The sequence below is a fragment of the Streptococcus gingivalis genome, from assembly GCF_035544715.1.
GTDB lineage: Bacteria > Bacillota > Bacilli > Lactobacillales > Streptococcaceae > Streptococcus > Streptococcus gingivalis.
The window spans coordinates 917,535-942,588 of sequence record NZ_JAYKTO010000001.1 but is presented as its reverse complement, the minus strand read 5'-3'; the positions used below and the strand labels follow the sequence as shown (position 1 = coordinate 942,588).

Sequence of the window (25,054 nt, the reverse complement as noted above, 5' to 3'; positions counted from 1 at the left end):
ATGAGTTACGAAACAGAGTTTATGAAAGAGTTTGAGGAGTGGATCAAGACTCAAGTCATGATCAATGAAATGGCTCTCGAAGAAAGTAAGAAGGTTTTTGATGAAGATCAGGATGAGCGAGCTAAAATTGCTATGATTCGCTATGAAAGCCGTTTGGATGCGTATCAGTTTTTGCAAGGGAAGTTTGAAAATTTCCATGCTGGAAAAGGATTTCATGATTTACCAGATGGCCTCTTTGGTGAAAGAAAATACTAGAAGGTGATTATTGAAGGCGTTTTACTAGCTAGATTTACCTGAAAATCGAGCAATGACTTGATTTTTTAGGGGATTGTGTTACAATAAAAAAGTTGAAATGACATCAACGGATTATTGAATGGAATAATGGTGATGAAACCTTGTTGCCTTAGGGATTGATCACTGAATTTAGGAGGAAAAATGGCAAAGAAGAACGTAAACCGTGCGAAACAATACAAACATCAAAATAGACATCTTTTGAAAAAAGCTGTCGCAACTGTAACTGCAGCTGTGAAAGAAGCACCTAAAAAGGTTGAGAAAGCTACAAAAGCAGTGGCGAAAGAAGTGAAACAAGCGGCTTCTTCAGTGGAAGAATTTGCTGCAAGTTTGGAAGGTGTGGCACTTGATCGTGCGCAAACATTCTATGATGAAGGTATTCGCTCTGTTGCGGACTTCGCAAACTGGACAGAAAAAGAGTTGTTGGCCCTTAAAGGAATCGGTCCAGCTACGATCAAGAAATTGAAAGAACTAGGCGTTAAATTTAAATAATTGTTTTTGTGATTTCTTGCTATTTCAAGGAAAACTTGCTAAAATGAACCTATTAGAGGTGTTTTGAATCCCACATTTTACAGAAAGTGGCGGTGCTGAGAAGTCCACAAATGTGTCAAAACTGGTTGCTAATGGATGAAAATGAAATAATAATGTCTTTTTGTTTTAAAGACGAGAGATGCGGGCTTTGCCCGAATTTGGGTGGTACCGCGGATCAACACATTCGTCCCTGTCAGATTAATGACAGGGACGATTTTTCTTTTACACCCCTAGCCAAAGGAGGTTGTCATGAAACAATCTTTTAACACCAGTAAACTCTACTATGGTTTTCCGATCTTCATCTTGGGGTATCAGGACCAGAACTTTGAGCACAATATCACAACCTGCAGTTCCTCTTATAGTCTGGGAGATTGGCTGGTCATCGGTGTTGGTGCTGAGGAAAATGCGGCAGACCAGATTAAGCATTATCGACAGTTCACTGTCAACATCCCTGATGAACATCTCATGCTTGAGATGGAGCAAGCTGGCTTTATTAGCCATCGGGAGAAATTGAAACACCTAGGGCTGGACTACGAGATTTCTGAGCAGACTCAGGCCCCAATTTTGGAGGCTTGTCCAGTCGTTTTGGATTGCCAGGTAGATCGGATTATCGAGGAAGATGGCATCTGCCATATCTTTGCTAAGATTCTCGAACGACTGGCCGATCCAGAGCTCTTAGATGACAAGGGGCATTTTAAAAATGACCGTTTTGCGCCGACTTACTTTATGGGGGACGGCCATCAGCGCGTTTATCGTTATCTAGATGACCGAGTCGATCCCATGGGAAGCTTTATGAAGAAAGCGAGGAAGAAGAATGACAAGAGCTGAGTCGCCAGATAAAATCGAAACGGAGCGTCTGGTCTTACGAGTCCGAACAGTGGCTGATGCAGAGGACATCTATGCTTACGCTAGTCTTCCAGAGGTTTCTTACCCAGCAGGCTTTCCACCCGTCAAGACCTTGGAAGACGAGATTTATTACCTAGAACATATCCTTCCTGAGCGCAATGAAAAGGACAATCTCCCAGCAGGCTATGGAATTGTGGTCAAAGGGACCGATAAAGTAATCGGTTCTGTTGATTTCAACCATCGCCACGAAGACGATGTTCTAGAACTTGGCTATACCTTACACCCAGACTATTGGGGTCGAGGCTATGTGCCAGAAGCAGCGCGTGCTTTGATTGATCTGGCTTTTAAAGAACTGGGGCTTCATAAGGTAGAATTGTCTTGCTTTGGCTACAATATCCAAAGTCAACGCGTCGCTGAGAAACTTGGTTTTACCCTCGAAGCTCGCATAAGAGACCGCAAAGATGCTCAAGGCAACCGCTGTGATGATTTGAGATATGGCTTGCTGAAGAGTGAGTGGGAAACTCAAGATCAACATTAAAAATAGAAATAACTAGAAAGGACACACACATGTCTAAAGAACTTTCACCTAAATACAATCCAGCCGAGGTTGAGGCTGGTCGTTACCAAAAATGGCTTGACGAAGATGTTTTCAAGCCTTCTGGAGATCAAAAGGCTAAGCCTTACTCAATCGTGATTCCACCACCAAACGTAACTGGGAAACTTCACCTTGGTCACGCTTGGGATACGACTTTACAGGATATCATCATCCGTCAAAAACGCATGCAAGGTTTTGATACGCTTTGGCTTCCAGGGATGGACCATGCTGGGATTGCCACTCAAGCTAAAGTAGAAGCGCGATTGGCTGAAGATGGCATCTCTCGTTATGACCTGGGTCGTGAAAAATTCCTTGAGAAAGTCTGGGAATGGAAAGACGAATATGCGACGACTATCAAGGAACAATGGGGCAAGATGGGGCTCTCTGTAGATTACTCTCGTGAGCGTTTCACCCTTGACGAAGGTCTATCAAAAGCCGTTCGTAAGGTCTTTGTAGAGCTTTACAAGAAGGGCTGGATTTACCGTGGTGAATTTATTATCAACTGGGATCCAAAAGCTCGTACAGCCCTTTCTGATATCGAGGTTATTCACAAGGATGTGGAAGGTGCCTTCTACCACATGAACTACATGTTGGAAGACGGTTCACGTGCCCTTGAAGTAGCAACAACACGCCCTGAAACCATGTTTGGGGATACAGCCGTAGCGGTTAACCCAAATGATGACCGTTATAAAGACTTGATTGGTCAAAATGTTATCTTGCCAATCTTGAACAAGCCAATCCCAATCGTTGGCGATGAGCACGCAGACCCTGAATTTGGTACTGGTGTGGTGAAAATCACTCCTGCCCACGACCCGAATGACTTCTTGGTTGGTCAACGTCATAATCTTCCGCAAGTGAACGTTATGAACGATGATGGTACCATGAATGAATTGGCTGGTGAATTCAACGGCATGGACCGCTTTGAAGCTCGTAAGGCTGTTATCAAGAAGTTAGAAGAAATCGGTGCGCTTGTTAAGATTGAGAATATGACCCACTCAGTTGGTCACTCAGAGCGTACTGGAGTTATGGTTGAGCCACGCTTGTCTACGCAATGGTTCGTGAAGATGGACCAATTGGCTAAAAATGCTATCGCAAACCAAGATACAGACGACAAAGTAGAATTCTACCCACCTCGTTTCAACGATACCTTCCTTCAATGGATGGAAAATGTCCACGATTGGGTTATTTCTCGTCAGCTCTGGTGGGGTCACCAAATCCCTGCTTGGTACAATGCTGAGGGTGAAATGTACGTTGGCGAAGAAGCTCCAGAAGGTGACGGATGGAAACAGGATGAAGACGTTTTAGATACTTGGTTCAGTTCTGCCCTCTGGCCATTCTCAACTATGGGCTGGCCGGATGTCGACTCAGAAGACTTCAAACGTTACTTCCCAACATCAACCTTGGTAACAGGTTACGACATTATCTTCTTCTGGGTATCTCGTATGATTTTCCAATCATTGGAATTCACTGGCCGTCAGCCGTTCCAAAATGTCCTTATCCACGGTCTCATTCGTGACGAGCAAGGACGCAAGATGTCGAAATCTCTTGGTAACGGTATCGACCCAATGGATGTTATCGAGAAATACGGTGCCGATGCCCTTCGTTGGTTCCTTTCAAACGGTTCTGCACCAGGTCAAGACGTGCGTTTCTCTTACGAGAAAATGGATGCGTCATGGAACTTCATTAACAAGATTTGGAACATTTCACGTTACATTCTCATGAACAATGAAGGGTTGACCTTGGATGCGGCACGTGAAAATGTAGCTAAAGTGGCTGCTGGTCAAGCAGGAAACGTTACAGATCGTTGGATTCTCCACAACCTCAACGAAACGATCAGTAAGGTCACTGAAAACTTTGACAAGTTCGAATTCGGTGTGGCTGGTCACATCCTTTACAACTTCATCTGGGATGAGTTTGCGGACTGGTATGTTGAGTTGACTAAGGAAGTGCTATACAGTGACAATGAGGACGAAAAAGTCATCACTCGTTCTGTTCTTCTTTACACCTTGGATCAAATCTTGCGTCTCCTTCACCCAATCATGCCATTCGTGACTGAGGAAATCTATGGTCAAATCTCTGAAGGAACGATCGTGACTGCGGAATACCCAGTGGTTCGTCCAGAATTTGAAAACGAAGAAGCAGCAGCCGGCGTTGAAGCTCTTAAAGATGTGATTCGCTCCGTTCGTAACTCACGTGCAGAAGTGAACGTAGCTCCAAGCAAACCAATCACTATCTTGATCAAGACAAGCGACAGCAAGCTTGATGCCTTCTTCAATGATAACGTCAACTACATCAAACGCTTCACAAATCCAGAACACTTGGAAATTGCAGCAGATGTAGAGGTACCTGATTTGGTTATGTCAAGCATCATCACAGGTGCAGAAATCTACTTGCCACTTGCTGACCTTCTCAATGTCGAAGAAGAATTGGCTCGTCTTGAAAAAGAATTGGCCAAATGGCAAAAAGAACTGGATATGGTCGGTAAGAAGCTCTCTAACGAACGCTTCGTAGCCAATGCCAAACCAGAAGTCGTCCAAAAAGAACGCGACAAACAAGCCGACTACCAAGCGAAGTACGATGCGACTGTCGCACGTATTGATGAGATGAAGAAACTCGTTAAATAAACACAGAAACACGGCGGTATGCCGTGTTTTTTGTATGATTCTGTAAGAGAAAAAGTTTAAGTAACCTATTTTTAGACCATTTTCCAGAAATAATCGATGATATAGGTCAGGCCATAGGTGTAGATAACGAGGGTGATAGGCTTGCAGAGGATGATGATAGTCATGTAGCGTTTGAAGGTCATCTTCGTCAGACCTGCCAGCATACAGATGAAGTCAGCGGGACTAATGGGCCAGATCATCATGAAGATAAAGAAGCGATCGAACCGCTTGCCTTCATTGAGCCAGCCAATGTACTTGTCGTAGGTCTTCTGACTGACCATAGATTGGACGAACTTAGGCCCGTACATTCTGGCTAGGTGGAAGATAATGGCACAGCCAATGACGATTCCGATGTAGTTGTAGATGGTACCAATGATGTGGCCATAGATAAAGACACCAGCGACAGATGTCAGGGCGCCAGGAATAATAGGGACCACTGTTTGAAGGATCTGAAGAAAGATAAAGAGAGGTGGTCCAAAGATGCCTGCTTGGAGAATAAAAGCTGACAAGGTTTCTTTGGATTGAAGGATGCCAGAAAAGTAGGCCCAGATACAAAAGGCCAAGGTTGCGAGGGCCCCAATAATGGATGACCAATTGATGATGCGCTGGAGAAGAGGAGAGACCTCTTTTAAGCTTGTTTGTTTCATAAAAAATTCCGAGTTCTTTTTCTTCTACTATACCATGTTTTTGGAAGTTTGTAAGGATTTTGTCTATTTTTTGAGTAGTGAAAGCGACCTGATCGGAGTCTGTCGCTGTTTTAGTCGTGAAGCGGGTGCAAAATGGGCCTTTTTATGCTACAATGAAAGGAGTATAAAAAATGGAGAAAAACGTGTCAATCGAAAATTACAAACCAGATTTTGCGGTGGAAGCAGCCTATGATCTCACCGTTACAGACTTGAAAAAACAGGGTATCAAGGCGGTCCTTGTGGATTTGGATAATACCTTGATTGCTTGGAATAATCCGGATGGGACTCCTGAAATGCGCCAGTGGTTGCATGACCTTCGTGATGGAGGGATTCGTGTTATCGTGGTGTCTAATAATAGTCCCAAACGGGTCAAGCGCGCTGTTGAGCAATTTGATATTGACTATGAAGCCTGGTCGCTCAAGCCCTTTACTTTTGGGATTGATCGGGCCCTCAAACGTTTCCACTATGAGAAAAATGAAGTGGTCATGGTCGGGGATCAACTGATGACGGATATCCGGGCTGCCCATCGTGCAGGCATTCGTTCGATTTTGGTCAAGCCTTTGGTCGAGCATGACTCGATCAAGACGCAGATCAACCGGGCGCGTGAACGCCGTGTTATGAAGCAAATGGCCGAAAAATATGGTCCGATTGTATACAAAAAAGGAATTTAAGAATGGAAGAATTATTCTGTATTGGCTGTGGAGCGTCCATTCAGACAGAAAACAAAGAGGGGCTAGGCTATACTCCCCAATCAGCTCTTGAAAAGGGCTTGGAAACAGGCGAAGTCTATTGCCAACGCTGTTTTCGTCTCCGTCACTATAATGAAATCACAGATGTGCATCTGACAGATGATGATTTCCTAAAACTCCTTCACGAAGTAGGGGATAGTGACGCACTAGTGGTCAATGTAGTGGATATTTTTGACTTTAATGGATCCGTTATCCCTGGCCTACCGCGCTTTGTATCAGGAAATGATGTCCTCTTGGTCGGGAACAAAAAAGATATATTGCCCAAATCTGTCAAGGACAGCAAGGTAACTCATTGGTTGATGGAGCGGGCTCACGAAGAAGGGATGCGTCCTGTCGATGTGGTCCTCACCTCTGCCCAAAACAAGAGTGCTATCAAGGACTTGATGGAAAAGATCGAACAGTACCGCAAGGGCCGTGATGTCTATGTGGTAGGTGTGACCAACGTTGGAAAATCAACCCTCATCAATGCGATTATCCAAGAAATCACTGGAGACAAGGATGTCATCACGACCTCTCGCTTCCCAGGGACGACACTGGACAAGATTGAAATCCCACTGGACGATGGATCCTACATCTACGATACACCGGGGATTATCCATCGCCACCAGATGGCTCACTACTTGACGGCGAAAAACCTCAAGTATGTCAGCCCTAAAAAGGAAATCAAGCCCAAGACCTATCAGCTCAATCCAGAGCAAACCCTCTTCTTGGGTGGCTTGGGACGTTTTGACTTTATTAAGGGAGAAAAGCAAGGTTTCACCGCCTTCTTTGACAACGAACTCAAGCTTCACCGAACCAAGCTAGAAGGAGCGACCGCCTTTTATGACAAGCATGTCGGTGGTCTATTAACACCCCCTAATAGCAAGGAAAAAGAAGAATTCCCGTCCTTGGTTTCTCATGAGTTTACCATCAAGGATAAGACAGACCTGGTCATCTCAGGACTCGGCTGGATCCGCGTCAATGGAGAAGCCAAAGTAGCCGTCTGGGCACCAGAAGGCGTTGCCGTCGTTACCCGCAAAGCTATTATTTAAAAATTTGAAAGGAAATAGTTTCTTTATAGACTGGGCGAATGCAACGAGCCTAGAAAGGATACTTTTCGCTGTGGTGAAAGCCTAAGTAGATATTTTACTACTTAGGCGCGGAAAATTTGAGACTTTAGGCTCAAATTTAAGTCATGGAACTCCGCTAGGAGGTCGCTGACGACCGCCACCACATCAGAAAAGTATCAAAAAAGAAACAATGAAAAAAGCATGACATTAACATCCAAACAACGGGCTTTCCTCAATAGCCAAGCCCACAGCCTCAAACCCATTATCCAAATCGGGAAGAATGGGCTCAATGACCAAATCAAAACCAGTGTGCGCCAAGCGCTAGATGCGCGCGAATTGATCAAGGTGACTCTTCTTCAAAATACGGATGAGAATATCCATGAAGTAGCAGAAATCTTGGAAGAAGAAATCGGTGTGGAAACGGTCCAAAAGATTGGTCGGATTCTCATCTTGTTCAAACAATCGAGCAAAAAAGAAAATCGTAAAATTTCAGCGAAGGTAAAAGAAATTTAGGACATCGAGGAGAGCAAACCTATGGCAATTGAACTATTGACTCCCTTTACCAAGGTAGAGTTAGAGCCAGAGATCAAAGACAAGAAACGCAAACAAGTTGGTATTTTGGGAGGGAATTTCAATCCGGTCCACAATGCCCATTTGGTCGTTGCGGATCAAGTGCGCCAACAATTAGGGTTAGATAAGGTGCTCTTGATGCCTGAATATGAGCCACCGCATGTCGATGCCAAGGGGACGATTGCAGAGCACCATCGCCTTAAGATGCTGGAATTAGCCATTGAAGGTATTGAAGGTCTGGAAATCGAGACGATTGAACTCGAGCGGAAAGGGATTTCCTATACCTACGACACCATGCTATTGCTCAATGAACGCGATCCAGACACAGATTATTACTTCATTATTGGTGCAGATATGGTAGATTATTTACCAAAATGGCACCGCATCGATGAATTGGTGGAGATTGTGCAATTTGTCGGGGTCCAGCGACCACGCTATAAGGCAGGGACTTCTTATCCGGTGATCTGGGTGGATGTTCCTCTAATGGACATCTCCTCTAGTATGGTGCGTGATTTTGTAGCCAAAGGCCGGACGCCGAATTTTATGTTGCCAAAACCAGTCTTGGACTACATCAAGAAAGAAGGATTGTATCAATGACCTATGAAAACTATCTAGGCTTTTCTCGTGAGGTCTTGCTTGAAAAAATGCGTCAAATCCTGCCAGAAAAGCGGCTTACTCACTGTTTAGGGGTTGAGAAGGCTGCGCGTGACTTGGCCAAACGCTATGGGGCTGATGAAGAGCAGGCTGGCCTAGCAGGTCTCTTACATGACTACGCCAAGAAATTATCAGATCAGGAATTTCTAGACTTGATTGATCGCTATGAGCTAGATCCAGCATTAAAAAACTGGGGCAACAATGTCTGGCATGGGATGGTCGGGATATACAAGATCCAAGAAGATCTGGGGCTGACAGATCCAGCCATTCTTCGCAGTATTGAGATTCACACCGTGGGGAGTGGACAGATGTCAACCTTAGACAAGATTGTCTATGTGGCTGATTACATTGAGCACAACCGGGCCTTTCCAGGGGTAGATCAGGCGCGCGACATTGCGCAAGTCTCCTTGGATCGTGCCGTGGCCTATGAGACGGCTCGCACAGTCGAACACCTAGCCCACCAAGGATTGCCGATTTATCCCCAAACCCTTGAAACCTACAATGCCTTTGTGAAGTATTTGAAAGAGGAGCAGTGAGTGAAAACAGCTTTAATCATTATTGATGTTCAAAATATTCTCGTGGAAACAGGTTTTGAGACAGAAAAACTCTTAGAGAAGATTGCTTATTTGCAAGATCGGGCTAGAAAACAGCAGATTGAAATCATCTACATACAGCATATTGAAACGCCAGAGGCTTTAACTTCAGAAGATTGGCAGTTATCGCCCCTGTTGAATAGACAGGAGAATGAAAAGGTGTTTCAGAAGCGATACAATAGCATGTTTAAAGAGACAGGATTAAAAGAATACTTGGATCAACAAGGGATTGAACAACTGGTCCTGTGTGGTATGCAGACAGAATATTGTGTCGATACATCCGTCAAAGTCGGGTTTGAATACGGCTACAAGCTGGTCATTCCAGAAGGAGCTGTCACAACCTTTGATGGAGAGGATATTCCGGCAGGAACGCTTAATGAATTTTATGAAAATATTTGGGCAGAACGTTTTGCGGATGTCTTAGATTACAAATCAATTTTTTAAGGAAAGAGAATTACATGAAAGAAAAAGAACTACTTGAATTAGTTGTCAAAGCAGCAGATGAAAAGCGTGCAGAAGACATTGTGGCTTTGGATGTTCAAAGCTTGACCAGCGTGACAGACTACTTTGTCATCGCAAGTTCTATGAACAGCCGCCAGTTGGAGGCGATCGCTGAAAATATTTGCGAGAAGGTCGTTGAAGCTGGTGGCAATGCCAGCCACGTCGAAGGTGATTCAGCTGGAGGTTGGGTCCTTCTTGACTTAGGTGGTGTAGTGGTTCATGTCTTCTCAGAAGAAATGCGTGCCCACTATAACCTAGAAAAGCTTTGGCACGAAGCAAGTGCTGTCGATCTTTCAGCAGCCCTAGCATAAGCAGGTAAACTCAGTTGGTAGCAACTGAGTTTTGTTGGTTAAATTGAAATTCTATGGAAAGAAAGGATAGGGCCTCGTGTTTGGTTAATTTGATAATTGAACACGAGCTAAAAGCTGTGAAAAAAGAGTAACTTCCTTTGTATCTGAGGATAGGGCAGAAAGTTCCCTATTTTCTCTATGCTTTTAAGGCTCTTTGTATCTTAGAAAGGATTTGAACCCGTCCTGTAATCCTCGGAAAATAGATAGGGCTATGTCAAATTATTAACTAAAAAATTTATTGTTTGACGCAGTAGCTGATTGGACTCTTCATTCGCTTTTTAAGGTCGGAAGAGTACCTAATCAGCCTTGCGGGGGTGAGACAACGAACGAATTTTCTAAGAAAACTCGTTCTGTCTCACTCCCCTAATTTTCTATCGGATTATGGGCGGACTTGGTATCATGAATATGGCGACTTATGAAACGTTTGCAGCGGTCTATGATGCGGTTATGGATGACAGTCTGTATGATTTGTGGACGGATTTTTCCCTCCGCCATCTCCCAAAGACAAAAGATAAGAAAAAATTGCTGGAATTGGCTTGTGGGACAGGGATTCAGTCTGTCCGCTTTTCCCAAGCTGGCTTTGACGTAACAGGATTAGACTTGAGTGCTGACATGCTGAAGATTGCTGAAAAAAGAGCGGCTTCAGCCAAGCAAAAGATTGATTTTATCGAGGGCAATATGCTGGACCTGTCTCAAGCGGGTACCTACGATTTTGTGACCTGCTACTCTGATTCTATCTGCTATATGCAGGACGAGGTGGAAGTGGGAGATGTCTTCAAAGAAGTCTATAACACTCTTAATGAAGATGGTATCTTTATTTTTGATGTCCATTCGACCTACCAGACGGATGAGGTTTTTCCGGGCTATTCTTACCATGAAAATGCAGAAGACTTTGCCATGCTCTGGGATACCTATGAGGATGCGGCCCCTCACTCGATCGTCCACGAGCTGACTTTCTTTGTCCAAGAAGAGGATGGCAGCTTTAGTCGGCACGATGAAGTCCATGAGGAGCGCACCTATGAAGTTTTAACCTATGACATTTTGCTGGAGCAGGCTGGCTTTAAATCTTTCAAATTGTACGCGGACTTTGAAGATAAGGAGCCAACAAAGACCAGCAAACGATGGTTTTTTGTAGCACAGAAGTAGGACAGCATGACAGTTACAGGTATTATTGCAGAATTTAATCCTTTTCACAATGGGCACAAGTACCTGCTGAAACAGGCAGAGGGGCTGAAGATTGTGGCTATGTCTGGGAATTTTGTTCAACGTGGCGAGCCTGCCATTGTAGACAAGTGGACACGGGCGCAGATGGCTTTGGAAAATGGAGCAGACCTGGTGGTCGAGCTACCCTTTCTCGTAGCTGTTCAGTCGGCGGATCATTTTGCCAAGGGAGCGGTGGAGATCTTGTCCCGTCTGGGAATCGACCAATTGACCTTTGGGACAGAAGAGGTCTTAGACTACCAAGCGATTGCAACTATTTACTCTGAGAAAGAAGTGGAAATGGAAGCTTTCTTGCGAAGCCTTCCGGACGATTTATCCTATCCACAGAAGACCCAAAAAATGTGGGAAACCTTTGCTGGAGTGGAGTTCACAGGAGATACTCCCAATCATATCCTGGGTTTGGCCTATGCCAAGGCTTGTGCTGGGAAGGGAATTGCGCTCAAGTCCGTCCAGCGCCAGGGAGCAGGCTACCATTCAGAAGAAAAAGAGGTGGCCTATGCTTCTGCCACTAGTCTACGCCTGCACAAGGCAGATCAGGACTTTGTTGACAAATTTATGCCCAATAGCCAGCTCTTTCAGACGTCTTCTCAGGTGTCTTGGGAGGATTATGACCAACTGCTCCGTTATCAAATCCTAACCCATCCGGAGCTGACACGGATATTTCAGGTCAATGAAGAGCTGGCCAATCGGATAAAGGATGCGGTTCGAAGTGCTAGCTCTGTGGAAGACTTGGTGGAGAAAGTCGCAACCAAGCGCTATACCAAGGCGCGTGTCCGCCGCATTTTGACTTATATTTTAGTAGGTGCGAGAGAAGAAATCTTGCCGACCGCTCTCCATGTCTTGGGTTTCACTGAAAAAGGACAAGCTCACCTCAAATCACTAAAAGGTCAAGTGGACTTGGTGACCCGAATTGGTAAGGAACCTTGGGATGCTTTGACCCAACAAGCGGATCAGGTGTATCAACTAGGCCATCCCCAATTGCCAGAGCAGATCTGGGGCCGGGTGCCTGTGAGGGTGGAAGATCAATAAGAGGTGAATAGCCGAGCAACTCCAATTGGAAGGATACGCAAAAAACTCTTCCAAGTCTTGTGATTTGTGATATAATATAAAAGATTGAAAATAATTTGAAAAAATTTAAGGAGAATCCTCATGGGACGTAAATGGGCCAATATTGTTGCCAAAAAAACTGCCAAAGATGGTGCCAACTCAAAAGTATATGCCAAATTTGGTGTGGAGATCTATGTAGCTGCTAAAAAGGGTGAACCAGATCCAGAACTAAATACTGCTTTGAGATTCGTTATTGACCGTGCGAAACAAGCGCAAGTGCCAAAACACGTGATTGATAAAGCGATCGATAAGGCAAAAGGAAACACTGACGAAACCTTTACAGAAGGACGTTACGAAGGATTTGGACCAAATGGTTCGATGTTGATCGTTGATACCTTGACTTCAAACGTTAACCGTACAGCTGCCAATGTCCGTGCTGCTTTCGGTAAAAACGGTGGGAACATGGGAGCTTCAGGTTCTGTATCTTACCTCTTTGACAACAAGGGAGTTATCGTCTTTGCTGGTGATGATGCCGATGCCATCTTTGAGCTTTTGCTTGAAGCAGATGTTGATGTAGATGATGTCGAAGCAGAAGAAGGAACGATCACAGTCTACACTGCTCCAACTGATCTTCACAAAGCGATCGTTGCTTTGCGTGAATCAGGTGTCGAAGAATTCCAAGTAACAGAATTGGAAATGATTCCTCAATCAGAAGTTGAGTTGTCAGGTGAAGATTTGGAAACATTTGAAAAACTTTATAGCGTTCTTGAAGACGATGAAGACGTACAAAAAATCTACACCAACGTAGATGGATTCTAATCACTCGTACGGACTGTAGTGAAATTAAAAATTAAATAAAAGGATAGCTTCTCAGATAAAGCTATCCTTTTTTTGTAAGAAATGTCCTGTATAAGCGTAAATACGGGTCAGGGGTGATTGGGAGAGTGTGGAAACCTTAAAATAGAAATAATGGTCTCGATGATCCCGACTTTTGGTGTGGTGGAGACGAAAATAATTTCGCTGGCCTGCTGCCATAGAGTGGAGGATATCGTCTTCTAAAAAGACAAGTGGCGTAGAAGTAGCCGCCCACTTGTAAAAGTCTGTCTCAAATTGGTGGTAATTCTCTGAAAAATAATCAAATTGTAATTCGTGTTTAGTCTGAATAGGTTTCATACGGTGTTTCCTCAGCTTCAATAAAAATGATAGAGGTCAGAAGGAGCCGGTGGTAGTGACCATCGCTTTTGAGAAGAAGCTCAGAAGCAGATAAGGTGTGAATCGAACCTGTGTAGGTTGCAAATTGATTCCCCTCTAGAGTCGTGATCGAGATCGTCGTTTGTTGTTGGAAGGCCTGCTCGAGGAGCTGGATCTGCTCAGAAAGAGGAAGAATCGTAAGCTGACTGCGGTCGATTTCTTTAGTATGCAGGGCGGTTGTGTGCTCAGATAAAAAGAAGCCGGCCCATTTGGCCATGCCACGGTCTTGAAATTCGCGTGCGGATTGATAAGGGAGATAAGAACGGTCGATCATGTTAATCCATCTAAGCCTCCTGCGGAATGTCCGCCTGTTAGTTTACTGCGAGCAATGGCGCGTGAGTTTTCTAGTAGTGAGGAGCCTTTCTGAAGAGAGGTAAAGCCAAATTGATCCCGAATGCGGTCAATGGTCTGCTGAAGTTTCTCCTCTTTTTCCAGGGCTACTGGATCATCAAAGAGAGAAAAGAGTTGAAGAGACTCCTCGACAAGTTCTCCATAAAAAACGCCGATCTGCCGAATGGCGCCTCCTTCGTACTTGGAGCGAAAGAGCCGCAGAACCGTATCGGATAAAACCTTGGTGGATTGGGTAGGCTCAATCTTTTGCTGGCAGTGAATGGACGGAAGCCCCTCGATTTTGGAGTAGGAGGCATGAATGGAGACCAGCTGGGTCTTCTTTTTTTTCCGTCGCAAGCGAATAGCCACCTGTTCAGCCATCTCCCGAAACACCAGTTCAATGTCGGTTTGTAGATGGTAGTCATAGGGCAAGATTTGAGAGTTGCCAATGCCTCGTGATTTCGGACGATAAGGCTTGTGGACATTGCTTTCATCAATGCCATGAGCATGGAACCAAAGTTGAAGGCCCATGACTCCAAATTCTTTCTTTAAGAGATCTGGATGAGCCTGGGCCAGTTCTTTAATCGACGTGATCCCGATCTTTTGCAATCGCTTTTCAGTCCGACGTCCAATGCCCCAAAAATCAGTGAGCTGGGGCAGTTTCCAGACCTTACTTTCTACATCTTCATAAGACCAATTGGAGCGCATATTTCGGCAATGCTTAGCTTCATTGTCCAAGGCTAGCTTGGCAAGAAGGGGATTGGCATTGCTGAGGCCGATGGTAGAGTAGATCCCAGTTTCCTGCCAGATCCTTTTTTGGATTCTGGCAGAAAGGAGATCCAGTTTCTCCTTTCGAGAGAGGGAGGGATCTGGAATAAAATAATTTAAGGAAGAGGTCAGATCGATAAAGCCTTCGTCAATCGAGTAAGGGAAAATATCATCTGGTGCCGCAAATTCCTGAAAGACCTTCTGAATTTCCATATTGACCTGAATGTAAGCATTCATCCGTGGAGGGACAATCAGGGTCCTCTTGGCCCAGGATTCAATGTAGGAAACAAAGGATGGATCCGTTGGCAATCCTTGCTTTTTGGCCACGTAGCTATTAAATTTTCTAGTCTTGAGATCAAAAGGTAGGTCGTAGCTACGGCTGACATTTTTCTTGCCAAAGACTTGTTTAAAAACGGGAGAGCTCGCCAAAATCAGGCCAGCAGAATTGTCGCTTCGACTCATGACGCAAAGGGAAGTCGTCAAGGGGTTGAGCCCCAGACGGACACATTCACAACTGGCATAAAAACTTTTCATATCCACAAAAGCAATATCAGAATGAGGCTCACGTGAATAATCAAATAGCATATTTACACCTCAAGTGGAAGAAAATGCCCGACCACAATGCCGACAATTTTGGGCTCGTCTTCATAGGGAGCAAATAAATCATCGTAGTCAGGGTTGATGGATTCTAAGCGCAAGCCTTCAGCCTCCCGATAGACTTTCTTGATGTAGGTTTTTCCATTCCAGATGAGGGCGTAGACAGCACCATCATAGTCAAAACCAGTCTGCTTCATGAGGGCAACAGAGCCATTGAGATAGAGAGGTTCCATCGAATCTCCGGATACCCAAGAAGCGAAATCGTGCTGGATCTCTTGATCAAAATAGACAGTTTCATAGTCCGTTTCGTTGTCATAAAAGGTGTGTCCTAAACCGGCTGCTAGCTCAATCGAAAGAACCTTATAAGCAGTCAAGGAAACAACTTTTTGCTGCTGTTCCAATAACTGGCTGGCCAACTGGTCGACTTTCTTTTGATGAGGTGGGGTTAATAAAGGGTAGGTGTAGAGTGCGGAGTCTTTGTTAATAAAGTAGTCCTCTTTAACGGAGAGGCGCTTGGCCAACCTCCTGAGATTTTTTTCGTGTGGCTCCGCCAAGCCATTCTCCCAACTGGAGTAAGTCTTGCGAGAAATCTTGAGATCCTCGTAGACATCTGCTTGGGTCAAGCCTTTTTCCAGGCGTCTTTCTTTTAGTTTTTTTGCATCAAACATGTTGCTTCTCCTATGTAACGTTTTAAAAGTTACATATAGTTTATCAAAAATGAATCCTTTTTGCAAGAGAAAAATTCAGTTGAAAACGAATGAAAAGGCTTGGATTTTGAATGAAAAAGGAGTATAATCAGTTTTACAACTTCTAACAACGAGGAATTATATGAAAAAAAGTTTTATCCATCAACAAAAAGAAATTTCGTTTGTTAAAACGACTTTCACACAATATTTAAAAGATAAATTGGACATCATTGAAGTCCAAGGACCAATTTTGAGCAAGGTCGGAGACGGGATGCAGGATAACCTTTCTGGGATTGAACATCCGGTATCTGTCAAGGTCCTTCAAATTCCTGATGAGACTTATGAAGTCGTGCATTCACTCGCAAAATGGAAACGCCATACTTTGGCACGTTTTGGTTTTGGCGAAGGAGAAGGTCTCTTTGTCCATATGAAGGCTCTTCGTCCAGATGAAGATTCGCTAGACGCTATCCACTCTGTTTATGTAGACCAATGGGACTGGGAAAAAGTCATCCCAAATGGTCAACGCAATATCGCCTACCTCAAAGAAACGGTTGAAAAAATCTACAAGGCGATTCGTTTAACAGAACTAGCAGTAGAAGCGCGCTATGATATTGAGTCAGTTCTTCCAAAACAAATTACCTTCGTTCACACAGAAGAATTGGTGGAACGCTATCCAGATTTAACTCCAAAAGAGCGTGAAAATGCCATTGCCAAAGAATTCGGAGCCGTTTTCTTGATCGGGATTGGTGGAGAGCTTGCAGATGGCAAACCACACGATGGACGTGCACCTGACTACGATGACTGGACAACAGAGTCTGAAAATGGCTACAAGGGCTTGAATGGTGATATCCTCGTCTGGAATGACGTTCTAGGTTCAGCCTTTGAGCTGTCTTCAATGGGGATCCGTGTCGATGAAGATACGCTTCGCCGTCAAGTTGCGATCACAGGGGACGAGGATCGTCTCCAATTAGAGTGGCACAAGGCTTTGTTAAATGGTCTCTTCCCACTCACGATTGGTGGAGGGATTGGGCAATCTCGTTTGGCTATGTTCTTGCTTCGTAAGAAACATATCGGTGAAGTCCAAACCAGTGTCTGGCCTCAATCTGTCCGCGATGAATATGAAAATATCCTATAAGGAAGAAAGAGAGTGGGACAGAAATCGGTAATTCGTTAGAATTCGATTTCGTCGTCCCACCTCCGCACAGTTGAGTAGGGGTGTAAAAGCTGATGAAATCAGCGTAGTAGAGCCCACTCAACCACTGCGTCTTACTCGACAATCCAAAAATAATTGAGAGGCTAGGACTTTTGTCCCAGCCTCTTTTAGTTGTCGCTTGACCATATCAAATCGCAATTTTCTGATTTTTTTTGGTATAATGGTCCCTATGAAAATAGTATCTGGAACCTATGGGGGACGTCCCCTCAAAACACTTGAAGGAAAAACAACCAGGCCGACTTCTGATAAGGTCAGAGGGGCCATGTTCAATATGATTGGTCCTTACTTTGATGGTGGAAGAGTGCTAGATCTCTATGCAGGAAGCGGTGGGCTCTCTATCGAAGCAGTTTCTCGAGGCATGTCAGAGGCCGTTCTAGTGGAAAGAGATCGTAGAGCGCAGGAGATTGTAGCAGCCAATATTGCCATGACCAAGGAAAAGGAACGGTTTCAACTGCTAAAAATGGAGGCCAAGCAAGCCTTAGGGCTTTTAACGGGCACCTTTGATTTGGTGTTCTTAGACCCTCCGTATGCTAAGGAAGAGATTGTTCGCGATATCGAAACCTTGTGCGAGCGTCAACTCTTGTCAGAGGAGATCATGATTGTGTGCGAAACCGATAAACACGTAGAACTTCCTGAGGAAATCGGACAAGTGGGAATCTGGAAAGAAAAAATCTATGGAATTAGTAAGGTAACAGTATATGTCAGATAGAAGTGGATTGTTTACAGGATCGTTTGATCCGATTACCATTGGGCATGTGCAATTGATCGAGCGAGCTAGTCGCTTGTTTGACCGTGTCTATGTCGGAATTTTTTATAATTCGGAAAAAGTCGGACTCTTTTCCATTGAGCAGCGTGTGCGCATGGTGAAAGGGGCCTTGGCTCATTTGGAAAATGTTGAAATTGTGACGTCGACTCAAAAGTTGGCTGTGACAGTGGCGCGCAATCTTGGCGTGGTCACCTTGATCCGGGGCTTGCGCAATGCACAGGATCTGGTATACGAAGCCAATATGGATTATTTTAATCACCAGTTGGCGCCTGAATTGGAGACGGTTTATCTCTATGCCCAGCCTCCTTACCAGGCCATTAGTTCAACCCGTATTCGAGAGTTGCTGGCTTTTCAGCAGGATATCTCACCTTATGTACCAAAGAGTGTAATGGAGGAAATCAAAGATGACACAAGCGAATAAACCAAGCTTGACTACTAAAAAGAAAAAAGGACGGTTGAAAGAATACCGATGGCCGATTGCAGGAGTTCTTTTCTTGCTTCTCTTGCTAGCTGCTTTTGTGATTCGCCTTCCCTATTATATTGAGATGCCGGGAACGGCAGAAGATATTCGATCCGTCATGACAGTGGATGGAAAAATAGATACCAAGTCAGGATCCTATGATTTTGTAACCGTAGCAGTGAAAGAAGCGACCCCGGCTGATTTGATCTATGCTTGGGCGACACCTTTTACAGATATCTACTCTGCCAAGGATATGACAGGTGGTAGTTCGAGCCAAGAATTTACGCGGATTAACCAATTCTATATGGAAACCTCTCAAAATATGGCCATCTACCAAGGGTTAAAGACAGCTGGGAAAGAAACCCAGATGGACTTTCTAGGTGTTTATGTCATGCAAGTGGCAGATGACTCGACCTTTAAAGGAGTCTTGAACATTGCGGATACCGTCACTGGTGTGAATGGCAAGACCTTTAAGAGTTCCAAAGAATTGATTGACTATGTTGGTTCTCAAAAAATTGGCGCCCCTGTTTCGGTGACCTATATAGAGGATGGACAAACCAAGACCGCAGATGGGAAGATCATCAAATTGACCAATGGGAAAAACGGAATTGGGATTAGCCTGATCGACCGAACTGAAGCCAAAGGCGATGTTCCTGTCCAGTTTGCGACAGCTGGCATCGGTGGCCCAAGTGCCGGTATGATGTTTAGCCTAGCCATCTACACTCAAGTGGCAGAACCGGACCTTCGTCAGGGACGCCATATTGCTGGGACAGGAACCATTAACCAAGATGGAACGGTTGGCGATATCGGTGGGATTGACAAGAAAGTCGTTGCAGCAGATAAAGAAGGAGCAGAAATTTTCTTTGCCCCTAATAACCCTGTTTCCAAAGAAGAAAAGAAAGCCAATCCCAAGGCTAAATCAAACTACGAAACCGCTAAAGATGCAGCAAAACAAATTCATTCGAAGATGAAAATTGTGCCCGTCAAAACCCTTCAAGACGCCATTGATTATCTGAAGAAGTAGAAGTATCTTGTTAGATCAGTCTCGTACTTGAAAGTACGAGGTAGAGTTGGCAGATAGGAAGATTCACCTTCTAATCAAATTCAAGTTTTTGCTTATCAATCTCTCTATTTTTAGAGGGATTTTTTCTTTATACTGGTATCAGAAAGAAAGGGAGGTAGTGAAATGATTCAAACCAGTTTGTTTTCCATTTCAGTATTCTTAGCGGGAGTTCTATCCTTTTTCTCCCCATGTATTTTGCCACTGATGCCAGTCTATGTAGGGATTCTATTGGATTCTGAACGTGTGAAAACCGTTCGGATTTTTGGAAGAGATATTTCTTGGTATGGCTTGGTGAAGACTCTTTGTTTTATCGCAGGTCTATCAACTGTTTTCCTGATTCTAGGATACGGTGCAGGGGCCCTTGGGCAGGTGCTTTATGCTCCATGGTTTCGCTATCTGCTAGGAGGGATTGTGATCTTACTAGGGATTCACCAAATGGAAGTGATCAATCTGAGACAACTCCAAAAACAAAAGAGTATCCAACTGAAGAAGGATGAAAAACGCAATGAATTCTTCAATGCTTTTCTGATAGGGGTCACCTTCAGTTTTGGTTGGACCCCTTGTGTCGGACCAGTTTTGAGCTCTGTTTTAGCCATTGCAGCTTCTGGAGGAGATGGTGCATTGCAAGGCGCTCTCCTGATGCTGGTATATACATTAGGCTTGGCTCTGCCTTTCTTGCTTTTGGCCTTGGCTTCTAGCTGGGTTCTACAACATTTTGCTAAACTCAAGCCCCATATGGGAACCTTGAAAAAAATTGGTGGTGCCCTCATCATCTTGATGGGCATCTTGCTGATGCTAGGAAATCTTAATAGCCTCGCATCCCTGTTTCACTAATCTTGAATGATTAAAGGAGAAAAATCATGAAAAAAATTCTTGCACTTTCTATTGCTACACTTAGCATCGTCACTTTAGCAGCTTGTTCTGGACAGAAATCAGATTCAGACATGAAAAAAACGGACGATAGTAGTATGATGAAGAAGGACGATATGAAGAAGGATGACATGAAGGATTCATCCATGTCCGATGATAAAATGAAAAAAGAAGACATGAAAGATTCATCTATGATGTCTGACAGCAGTTCTGAAATGAAGGACGATATGAAAAAAGATGAGATGAAATCTAGCGATTCAGAAATGAAAGACGAAAAGAGTGGATCATCGGATATGAAATCAGACAAGGAATAAAAGAAGGGAGAGGTCATCTGAGGATGACTTTCTCCTTGTTTAAAGAGGTGATAATGATGAAAAAATTAGCTTTAGTAGCTGCAGGAATCTTGTGTACTGGACTTTTGGGGGCTTGCTCGAGTCAAGGAATGGCTACTTCCAATAAGGACATGAGCCAACAAACAGCCAAAGCTGGGGCTAGGCAGCCATCTGGCAAGAAAGTGAAGGAGTTTAGCTTGCAAGGAGTGGATGGTAAGACCTACCGCTTATCCGATTACAAGGGAAAGAAAGTTTACCTCAAATTTTGGGCTTCCTGGTGCTCTATTTGCCTATCGACATTAGAGGATACCAATGAGTTGGCAAAAGAAGAGGCGGGTAAGGATTATGTGGTCTTATCCGTTGTAGCTCCAACTTTTAATGGTGAAAAATCAGAAGCAGATTTCAAAAACTGGTACCAGTCTTTGGATTACAAGGATTTCCCAGTCTTGCTCGATAGTAAAGGGGAACTGCTAAAAGAGTATGGGATTCGTTCTTATCCATCGGCACTCTTTATTGCAAGCGATGGAACTCTCGCTAAGACCCATATCGGTTATATGAGCAAGGAAGACATCGTCCAGACTCTAAAAGAAATGAAGTAAGGAGGACATAAAATGGAAACAAAATGGAAACTCATTTCCATTCTTTTAGTGGGGCTATTTTGTTTTGGAATCTTTTTCCTTGTCAAAGGATCCATGGCCTTGGATACATCAGATGCGACGACTGAGCAGATCAAAAAAGCGTCCATGAGTCAGACACCAGTAGCAAACAAAAAGAAGGAAGAAAAAGTCAATCCAGAAGACCAACGAGAAATCTATCTAGCTGGTGGTTGCTTCTGGGGTGTGGAAGAGTATTTTTCCCGTGTTCCGGGTGTCATTGATGCCGAATCAGGTTATGCCAATGGAAAAGGGGATACCACCAAGTATGAATTAGTCCCTCAAACAGGCCATGCTGAAACAGTTCATATCACTTACAATGTCAAGCAGGTATCTCTGAAAGAATTGCTCCTGCATTATTTCCGGATTATCGACCCAACGTCGAAGAATCGTCAAGGAAATGATCAAGGGACTCAATACCGAACAGGTGTCTATTATGTCTCTCAAGAGGATCTTCCAACTATTAACCAAGTCTTTGAAGAGGTAGCAAAAAAATACGACAAACCGTTAGCAGTGGAAAAAGAGCCACTGACCAATTTCATCAAGGCTGAGGACTACCACCAGGATTATCTAAAGAAACATCCGAATGGGTACTGCCATATCGATGTCAATCAGGCTTCTTATCCTGTTATTGATGCTAGTCGCTACTCCAAGCCAAGCGATGAGGAAATCAAAAAGAAGTTATCTCCCGAAGAGTATGCGGTGACACAAAAAAATGATACTGAACGTGCCTTCTCCAATCGTTACTGGGATCAGTTTGATGCCGGTATTTATGTAGATGTCGTGACTGGTGAGCCCCTCTTCTCCTCTAAGGATAAATTTGATTCTGGTTGTGGTTGGCCAAGTTTCAGTCGTCCTATTAGTCCGGATGTGGCAACCTACAAGGAAGATAAGAGTTTCAATATGACTCGGACAGAGGTTCGGAGTCGAGTAGGAAATTCCCATCTAGGCCACGTCTTTACTGATGGACCTAAGGAAAAAGGCGGCCTTCGCTATTGCATCAATAGCTTGTCAATCAAATTCATCCCTAAAGCAGAGATGGTGGAAAAGGGCTACGGTTATTTATTGGACTATGTCTGAGACATTTGGAACTACAATTTGCTATAATAAGCCTAGCAAAAACAAGTAGGTGAAAGACATGTATGCGATCATGATTGTGGAAGATGAAGAGCTTATCCGGCAGGGACTGACTTCCTTAGTGGATTATGAACAGTTTGGAATGACCGTCATCAACCAGGCAGAAAATGGCCGTGAGGCCTGGGAGAAGTTTCAAGATCAACCAGCCGATATCCTTCTAACCGATATTAATATGCCACAAATGAATGGCTTGGATCTGGCCCGTCTCGTCAAAGAGCAGTCTCCGTCTTGTCATATCATTTTTTTGACAGGTTATGATGACTTTGAGTTTGCGAGGAAAGCCATCAAGTTAGGTGCAGATGATTATTTGCTGAAGCCTTTTTCAAAAGATGATATCGAAGAGATGTTAGCAAAGGTGAAAGGAAAACTCGATCAAGAGCGAAAAAAGGCGCAAGTCGAAGATTTGGTCAGTCATGGTTATTCGACAGACTTGGAAGAAGCTATTCATGCTCGTTTAGCAGATTCCCAGTTAACCCTGAAGGATTTGGCCTATCAACTTGGTTTCAGTCCCTCTTATCTAAGTGTATTGATCAAGAAAAAATTGGGACTTCCCTTTCAAGAATACCTTATCCAGGAGCGAATGAAGAAGGCTCGGCTCTTGCTTCTCACGACAGATTTAAAGATTTATGAGATCGCCGATCAGGTTGGTTTTGAAGATATGAACTATTTTTCTCAACGCTTTAAGCAGGTTGTTGGGGTGACGCCAAGGCAGTACAAAAAAGGAGAGCATGAATGAAACGATATCCCTTGCTGATTCAGCTGGTCCTCTACTTTTTTCTCTTCATTCTCCTACTTTTTGGTCTCATCGGTAGCCTTTACTATCAAACGAGTTCAGGGGCGATCCGCCAGCTAACGGAGCGGACGACAAGAAATAGTATCGACCAAAGTAGTCAGTTTATCACGTCTTATCTAAAAAAATTAAAGCAGACCACAACAGTGCTTAGTAAGGAACAGGCTGTTCGCCAATTTGCCCAAGATAGAAGTGCGGATCAAGAAACGGTTCAGCACTTGATGCGAACGATGATTGAAACGGATCCGGACCTGGTCTCAGCGGTCTTGGTGACCAAGGACGGACGTCTGGTAGCGACAGATACCAAAATCAGCATGCAGACTTCTTCAGATATGATGAATGAAAGTTGGTATCAAGAGGCGATTAAGGAAAGAGCCATGCCGGTCTTGACGCCAGCTCGAAAGGAATCCTTGACCTCGGAAAAAGAAAAATGGGTGGTTTCTATTACCCAAGAAGTGGTCGATCAGACTGGTCAAAATCTCGGAGTAGTACGCTTGGATATTGGCTACGATAGCCTTCAGGCTTACTTGGATCACCTTCAACTAGGGAAACAAGGCTTTAGTTTTATCATTAATCAAAAGCATGAGTTTGTCTACCATCCTAAAAAGGCGGTCTATTCCTCCAGCCAAGAAATGCAGGCCATGCAGCCCTATATTGCTGTGAAAGATGGCTATGCTAAAGGTGGGCAAAATTTTATCTATCAGGTTCCGATTCCAGATAGTGATTGGACCTTGATTGGAGTGGCTTCACTTGAAGGACTTCAGATGCTTCAGTCGCAGCTCCTGTACTCTTTCATTGGACTAGGATTGCTAGCTTTGATTATGTGTTTAATAGGGATTGGCTTTGTTCTGCGTTTGTGGATCAAACCCTTACGAGACCTTCAGACTATCATTTTGAGGATTGGAGCAGGAGATGCTCACGTGAGAGCTGCAGCCAAAGGATCTCCAGAATTGGTGGACCTCGCTCAAGCTTTTAATGCCATGTTGGACCAAATCGATAACCTCATGCAACAGGTCAAGGAAGAGGAGCAGAACGCACGGCGTTACGAGTTGCGGGCACTTTCGGCTCAGATTAATCCGCATTTCCTCTACAATACCTTGGATACGATTGTCTGGATGGCGGAGTTTAATGATAGTCGGCGCGTGGTCGACATCACTAAGTCTCTGGCTCAATATTTTCGACTGGCTCTCAACCAAGGCCAGGAACAAATCCTACTGAGAGATGAAATTGACCATGTCCGCCAGTATCTTTTCATTCAGAAGCAACGCTATGGTGAAAAGCTCAACTATGAAATTCTAGAAGATGAACGGTTGGGCGACTATCAGCTCCCCAAATTGGTACTTCAACCCTTAGTGGAAAATGCGATTTACCATGGCATTAAAGAAATCGATCGGCCAGGTCTCATTCGAGTGACGACTGAAGTCAGTGGAGACTCCGCCTGCGTATCGATTTTTGACAATGGACGAGGGTTTGACCGATCAGAGTCAACAGACCAAACCCTTCTTCGTTTAGGAGGTGTTGGCTTGAAAAATGTGGACCAACGATTGCATCTTCAATTTGGCGAAGCCTATCATATGGAGATTGATTCTAAGGCCAATAGCTATACGAAAATCACTCTTTATTTGCCTCTTCCATCCGGCAATGAATATTCATAGAGGCTGGGACAAAAGTCCTAGCCTCTCAATTATTTTTGGATTGTCGAGCAAGACGCAGTGGTTGAGTGGGCTCTACTACGCTGATTTCATCAGCTTTTACAGCCCTACTCAACTGTGCGGAGGTGGGACGACGAAAT

At 44.2% G+C, this 25,054-nt stretch carries 30 protein-coding genes; 25 read left to right on the top strand and 5 right to left on the bottom strand.

Annotated features, from left to right (window positions below):
• From SM122_RS04625 to SM122_RS04605, 5 genes are all read left to right on the top strand, one after another.
• Complete coding sequence (locus SM122_RS04625; protein ID WP_013903179.1) at positions 1 to 255, top strand: DUF1912 family protein; 255 nt, start codon at positions 1 to 3, stop codon at positions 253 to 255.
• Positions 256 to 435: 180 nt separating this feature from the next.
• Entirely contained in the window at positions 436 to 783 is a 348-nt protein-coding gene (locus SM122_RS04620) for a helix-hairpin-helix domain-containing protein (protein WP_003011968.1), read from the top strand.
• Positions 784 to 1,071: 288 nt separating this feature from the next.
• Complete coding sequence (locus SM122_RS04615; protein ID WP_155168778.1) at positions 1,072 to 1,650, top strand: flavin reductase family protein; 579 nt, start codon at positions 1,072 to 1,074, stop codon at positions 1,648 to 1,650.
• A complete protein-coding gene (locus SM122_RS04610; protein WP_155168780.1) occupies positions 1,637 to 2,206 on the top strand; it encodes a GNAT family N-acetyltransferase in 570 nt (189 codons plus the stop codon). Before SM122_RS04615 ends, SM122_RS04610 begins: the two co-directional genes overlap by 14 nt.
• A 29-nt stretch (positions 2,207 to 2,235) precedes the next feature.
• Positions 2,236 to 4,887, top strand: coding sequence for a valine--tRNA ligase (locus SM122_RS04605; protein WP_155168782.1), 2,652 nt, complete (start codon positions 2,236 to 2,238; stop codon positions 4,885 to 4,887).
• A gap of 71 nt (positions 4,888 to 4,958) precedes the next feature.
• Here SM122_RS04605 and SM122_RS04600 read toward each other — a convergent pair whose 3' ends face one another.
• A complete protein-coding gene (locus tag SM122_RS04600) occupies positions 4,959 to 5,573 on the bottom strand; it encodes a TVP38/TMEM64 family protein (RefSeq protein WP_049483445.1) in 615 nt (204 codons plus the stop codon).
• A gap of 182 nt (positions 5,574 to 5,755) precedes the next feature.
• On the opposite strand from SM122_RS04600, the gene SM122_RS04595 reads away from it, so the two are divergent.
• From SM122_RS04595 to SM122_RS04550, 10 genes are all read left to right on the top strand, one after another.
• Positions 5,756 to 6,283 (top strand): YqeG family HAD IIIA-type phosphatase, encoded by a 528-nt coding sequence (locus SM122_RS04595; protein ID WP_155246332.1) that lies wholly within the window; start codon positions 5,756 to 5,758, stop codon positions 6,281 to 6,283.
• Between the two features lie 2 nt (positions 6,284 to 6,285).
• Positions 6,286 to 7,392 carry a ribosome biogenesis GTPase YqeH gene (yqeH, locus tag SM122_RS04590; RefSeq protein WP_324737841.1) on the top strand — a complete coding sequence of 369 codons (1,107 nt, stop codon included), beginning with the start codon at positions 6,286 to 6,288 and terminating at the stop codon, positions 7,390 to 7,392.
• 219 nt (positions 7,393 to 7,611) lie between these two features.
• Positions 7,612 to 7,923 carry a ribosome assembly RNA-binding protein YhbY gene (yhbY, locus tag SM122_RS04585; RefSeq protein ID WP_003005853.1) on the top strand — a complete coding sequence of 104 codons (312 nt, stop codon included), beginning with the start codon at positions 7,612 to 7,614 and terminating at the stop codon, positions 7,921 to 7,923.
• Positions 7,924 to 7,944: 21 nt separating this feature from the next.
• Entirely contained in the window at positions 7,945 to 8,577 is a 633-nt protein-coding gene (locus tag SM122_RS04580; protein WP_003012335.1) for a nicotinate-nucleotide adenylyltransferase, read from the top strand.
• The gene (gene yqeK / locus SM122_RS04575) at positions 8,574 to 9,170 is read left to right on the top strand and encodes a bis(5'-nucleosyl)-tetraphosphatase (symmetrical) YqeK (RefSeq protein WP_013903187.1); all 597 of its coding nucleotides are present in this window, start codon (positions 8,574 to 8,576) and stop codon (positions 9,168 to 9,170) included. The genes SM122_RS04580 and yqeK overlap by 4 nt, the downstream gene beginning before the upstream one ends.
• Positions 9,171 to 9,671, top strand: a complete 501-nt coding sequence (locus SM122_RS04570) for a cysteine hydrolase family protein (RefSeq protein ID WP_195326848.1) — start codon at positions 9,171 to 9,173, stop codon at positions 9,669 to 9,671. It begins immediately after the preceding gene.
• A gap of 14 nt (positions 9,672 to 9,685) precedes the next feature.
• The gene (gene rsfS / locus SM122_RS04565) at positions 9,686 to 10,039 is read left to right on the top strand and encodes a ribosome silencing factor (RefSeq protein WP_155168784.1); all 354 of its coding nucleotides are present in this window, start codon (positions 9,686 to 9,688) and stop codon (positions 10,037 to 10,039) included.
• 444 nt (positions 10,040 to 10,483) lie between these two features.
• The gene (locus SM122_RS04560) at positions 10,484 to 11,224 is read left to right on the top strand and encodes a class I SAM-dependent DNA methyltransferase (protein ID WP_277754748.1); all 741 of its coding nucleotides are present in this window, start codon (positions 10,484 to 10,486) and stop codon (positions 11,222 to 11,224) included.
• Between the two features lie 6 nt (positions 11,225 to 11,230).
• Positions 11,231 to 12,328 (top strand): nucleotidyltransferase, encoded by a 1,098-nt coding sequence (locus tag SM122_RS04555; RefSeq protein WP_155168788.1) that lies wholly within the window; start codon positions 11,231 to 11,233, stop codon positions 12,326 to 12,328.
• 120 nt (positions 12,329 to 12,448) lie between these two features.
• Positions 12,449 to 13,165: a YebC/PmpR family DNA-binding transcriptional regulator gene (locus SM122_RS04550; RefSeq protein WP_003005873.1), complete on the top strand. Its 717-nt coding sequence runs from the start codon at positions 12,449 to 12,451 to the stop codon at positions 13,163 to 13,165.
• Positions 13,166 to 13,216: 51 nt separating this feature from the next.
• Here SM122_RS04550 and SM122_RS04545 read toward each other — a convergent pair whose 3' ends face one another.
• Genes SM122_RS04545 through SM122_RS04530 form a run of 4 tightly spaced genes read right to left on the bottom strand, consistent with a single transcriptional unit; the run spans position 13,217 to position 15,960 of the window.
• Complete coding sequence (locus SM122_RS04545; protein WP_049514180.1) at positions 13,217 to 13,519, bottom strand: DUF5960 family protein; 303 nt, start codon at positions 13,517 to 13,519, stop codon at positions 13,217 to 13,219.
• Positions 13,500 to 13,871, bottom strand: a complete 372-nt coding sequence (locus SM122_RS04540) for a hypothetical protein (protein WP_155168790.1) — start codon at positions 13,869 to 13,871, stop codon at positions 13,500 to 13,502. The genes SM122_RS04545 and SM122_RS04540 overlap by 20 nt, the downstream gene beginning before the upstream one ends.
• A complete protein-coding gene (locus SM122_RS04535) occupies positions 13,868 to 15,280 on the bottom strand; it encodes a Y-family DNA polymerase (protein WP_155167935.1) in 1,413 nt (470 codons plus the stop codon). The genes SM122_RS04540 and SM122_RS04535 overlap by 4 nt, the downstream gene beginning before the upstream one ends.
• A gap of 2 nt (positions 15,281 to 15,282) precedes the next feature.
• Entirely contained in the window at positions 15,283 to 15,960 is a 678-nt protein-coding gene (locus tag SM122_RS04530; RefSeq protein ID WP_324737840.1) for a helix-turn-helix domain-containing protein, read from the bottom strand.
• Positions 15,961 to 16,120: 160 nt separating this feature from the next.
• Here SM122_RS04530 and asnA point away from each other — a divergent pair, with 160 nt between their 5' ends.
• The 10 genes from asnA to SM122_RS04480 all read left to right on the top strand — a co-directional run bounded on the left by asnA (position 16,121) and on the right by SM122_RS04480 (position 24,917).
• Positions 16,121 to 17,113, top strand: a complete 993-nt coding sequence (gene asnA / locus SM122_RS04525; protein WP_003005888.1) for an aspartate--ammonia ligase — start codon at positions 16,121 to 16,123, stop codon at positions 17,111 to 17,113.
• Positions 17,114 to 17,360: 247 nt separating this feature from the next.
• The gene (gene rsmD, locus SM122_RS04520; RefSeq protein WP_031575882.1) at positions 17,361 to 17,900 is read left to right on the top strand and encodes a 16S rRNA (guanine(966)-N(2))-methyltransferase RsmD; all 540 of its coding nucleotides are present in this window, start codon (positions 17,361 to 17,363) and stop codon (positions 17,898 to 17,900) included.
• Positions 17,890 to 18,378 (top strand): pantetheine-phosphate adenylyltransferase, encoded by a 489-nt coding sequence (gene coaD / locus SM122_RS04515; protein ID WP_155168794.1) that lies wholly within the window; start codon positions 17,890 to 17,892, stop codon positions 18,376 to 18,378. Before rsmD ends, coaD begins: the two co-directional genes overlap by 11 nt.
• Positions 18,362 to 19,441 carry a SepM family pheromone-processing serine protease gene (locus SM122_RS04510; RefSeq protein ID WP_155168796.1) on the top strand — a complete coding sequence of 360 codons (1,080 nt, stop codon included), beginning with the start codon at positions 18,362 to 18,364 and terminating at the stop codon, positions 19,439 to 19,441. Before coaD ends, SM122_RS04510 begins: the two co-directional genes overlap by 17 nt.
• 162 nt (positions 19,442 to 19,603) lie before the next feature.
• Positions 19,604 to 20,314, top strand: coding sequence for a thiol-disulfide oxidoreductase-associated membrane protein CcdA2 (gene ccdA2, locus SM122_RS04505; protein ID WP_155168798.1), 711 nt, complete (start codon positions 19,604 to 19,606; stop codon positions 20,312 to 20,314).
• A gap of 26 nt (positions 20,315 to 20,340) precedes the next feature.
• A complete protein-coding gene (locus SM122_RS04500) occupies positions 20,341 to 20,664 on the top strand; it encodes a hypothetical protein (RefSeq protein ID WP_004219828.1) in 324 nt (107 codons plus the stop codon).
• 56 nt (positions 20,665 to 20,720) lie between these two features.
• Positions 20,721 to 21,281 (top strand): TlpA family protein disulfide reductase, encoded by a 561-nt coding sequence (locus tag SM122_RS04495; RefSeq protein WP_154358963.1) that lies wholly within the window; start codon positions 20,721 to 20,723, stop codon positions 21,279 to 21,281.
• A 12-nt stretch (positions 21,282 to 21,293) separates the two neighbouring features.
• A complete protein-coding gene (gene msrB, locus SM122_RS04490) occupies positions 21,294 to 22,415 on the top strand; it encodes a peptide-methionine (R)-S-oxide reductase MsrB (protein ID WP_155125252.1) in 1,122 nt (373 codons plus the stop codon).
• 58 nt (positions 22,416 to 22,473) lie between these two features.
• On the top strand, positions 22,474 to 23,208 hold the full coding sequence (locus SM122_RS04485; RefSeq protein WP_023917426.1) for a response regulator transcription factor: 735 nt from the start codon (positions 22,474 to 22,476) through the stop codon (positions 23,206 to 23,208).
• Positions 23,205 to 24,917, top strand: a complete 1,713-nt coding sequence (locus SM122_RS04480) for a cache domain-containing sensor histidine kinase (protein ID WP_155168800.1) — start codon at positions 23,205 to 23,207, stop codon at positions 24,915 to 24,917. The genes SM122_RS04485 and SM122_RS04480 overlap by 4 nt, the downstream gene beginning before the upstream one ends.
• Positions 24,918 to 25,054: the final 137 nt, after the last annotated feature.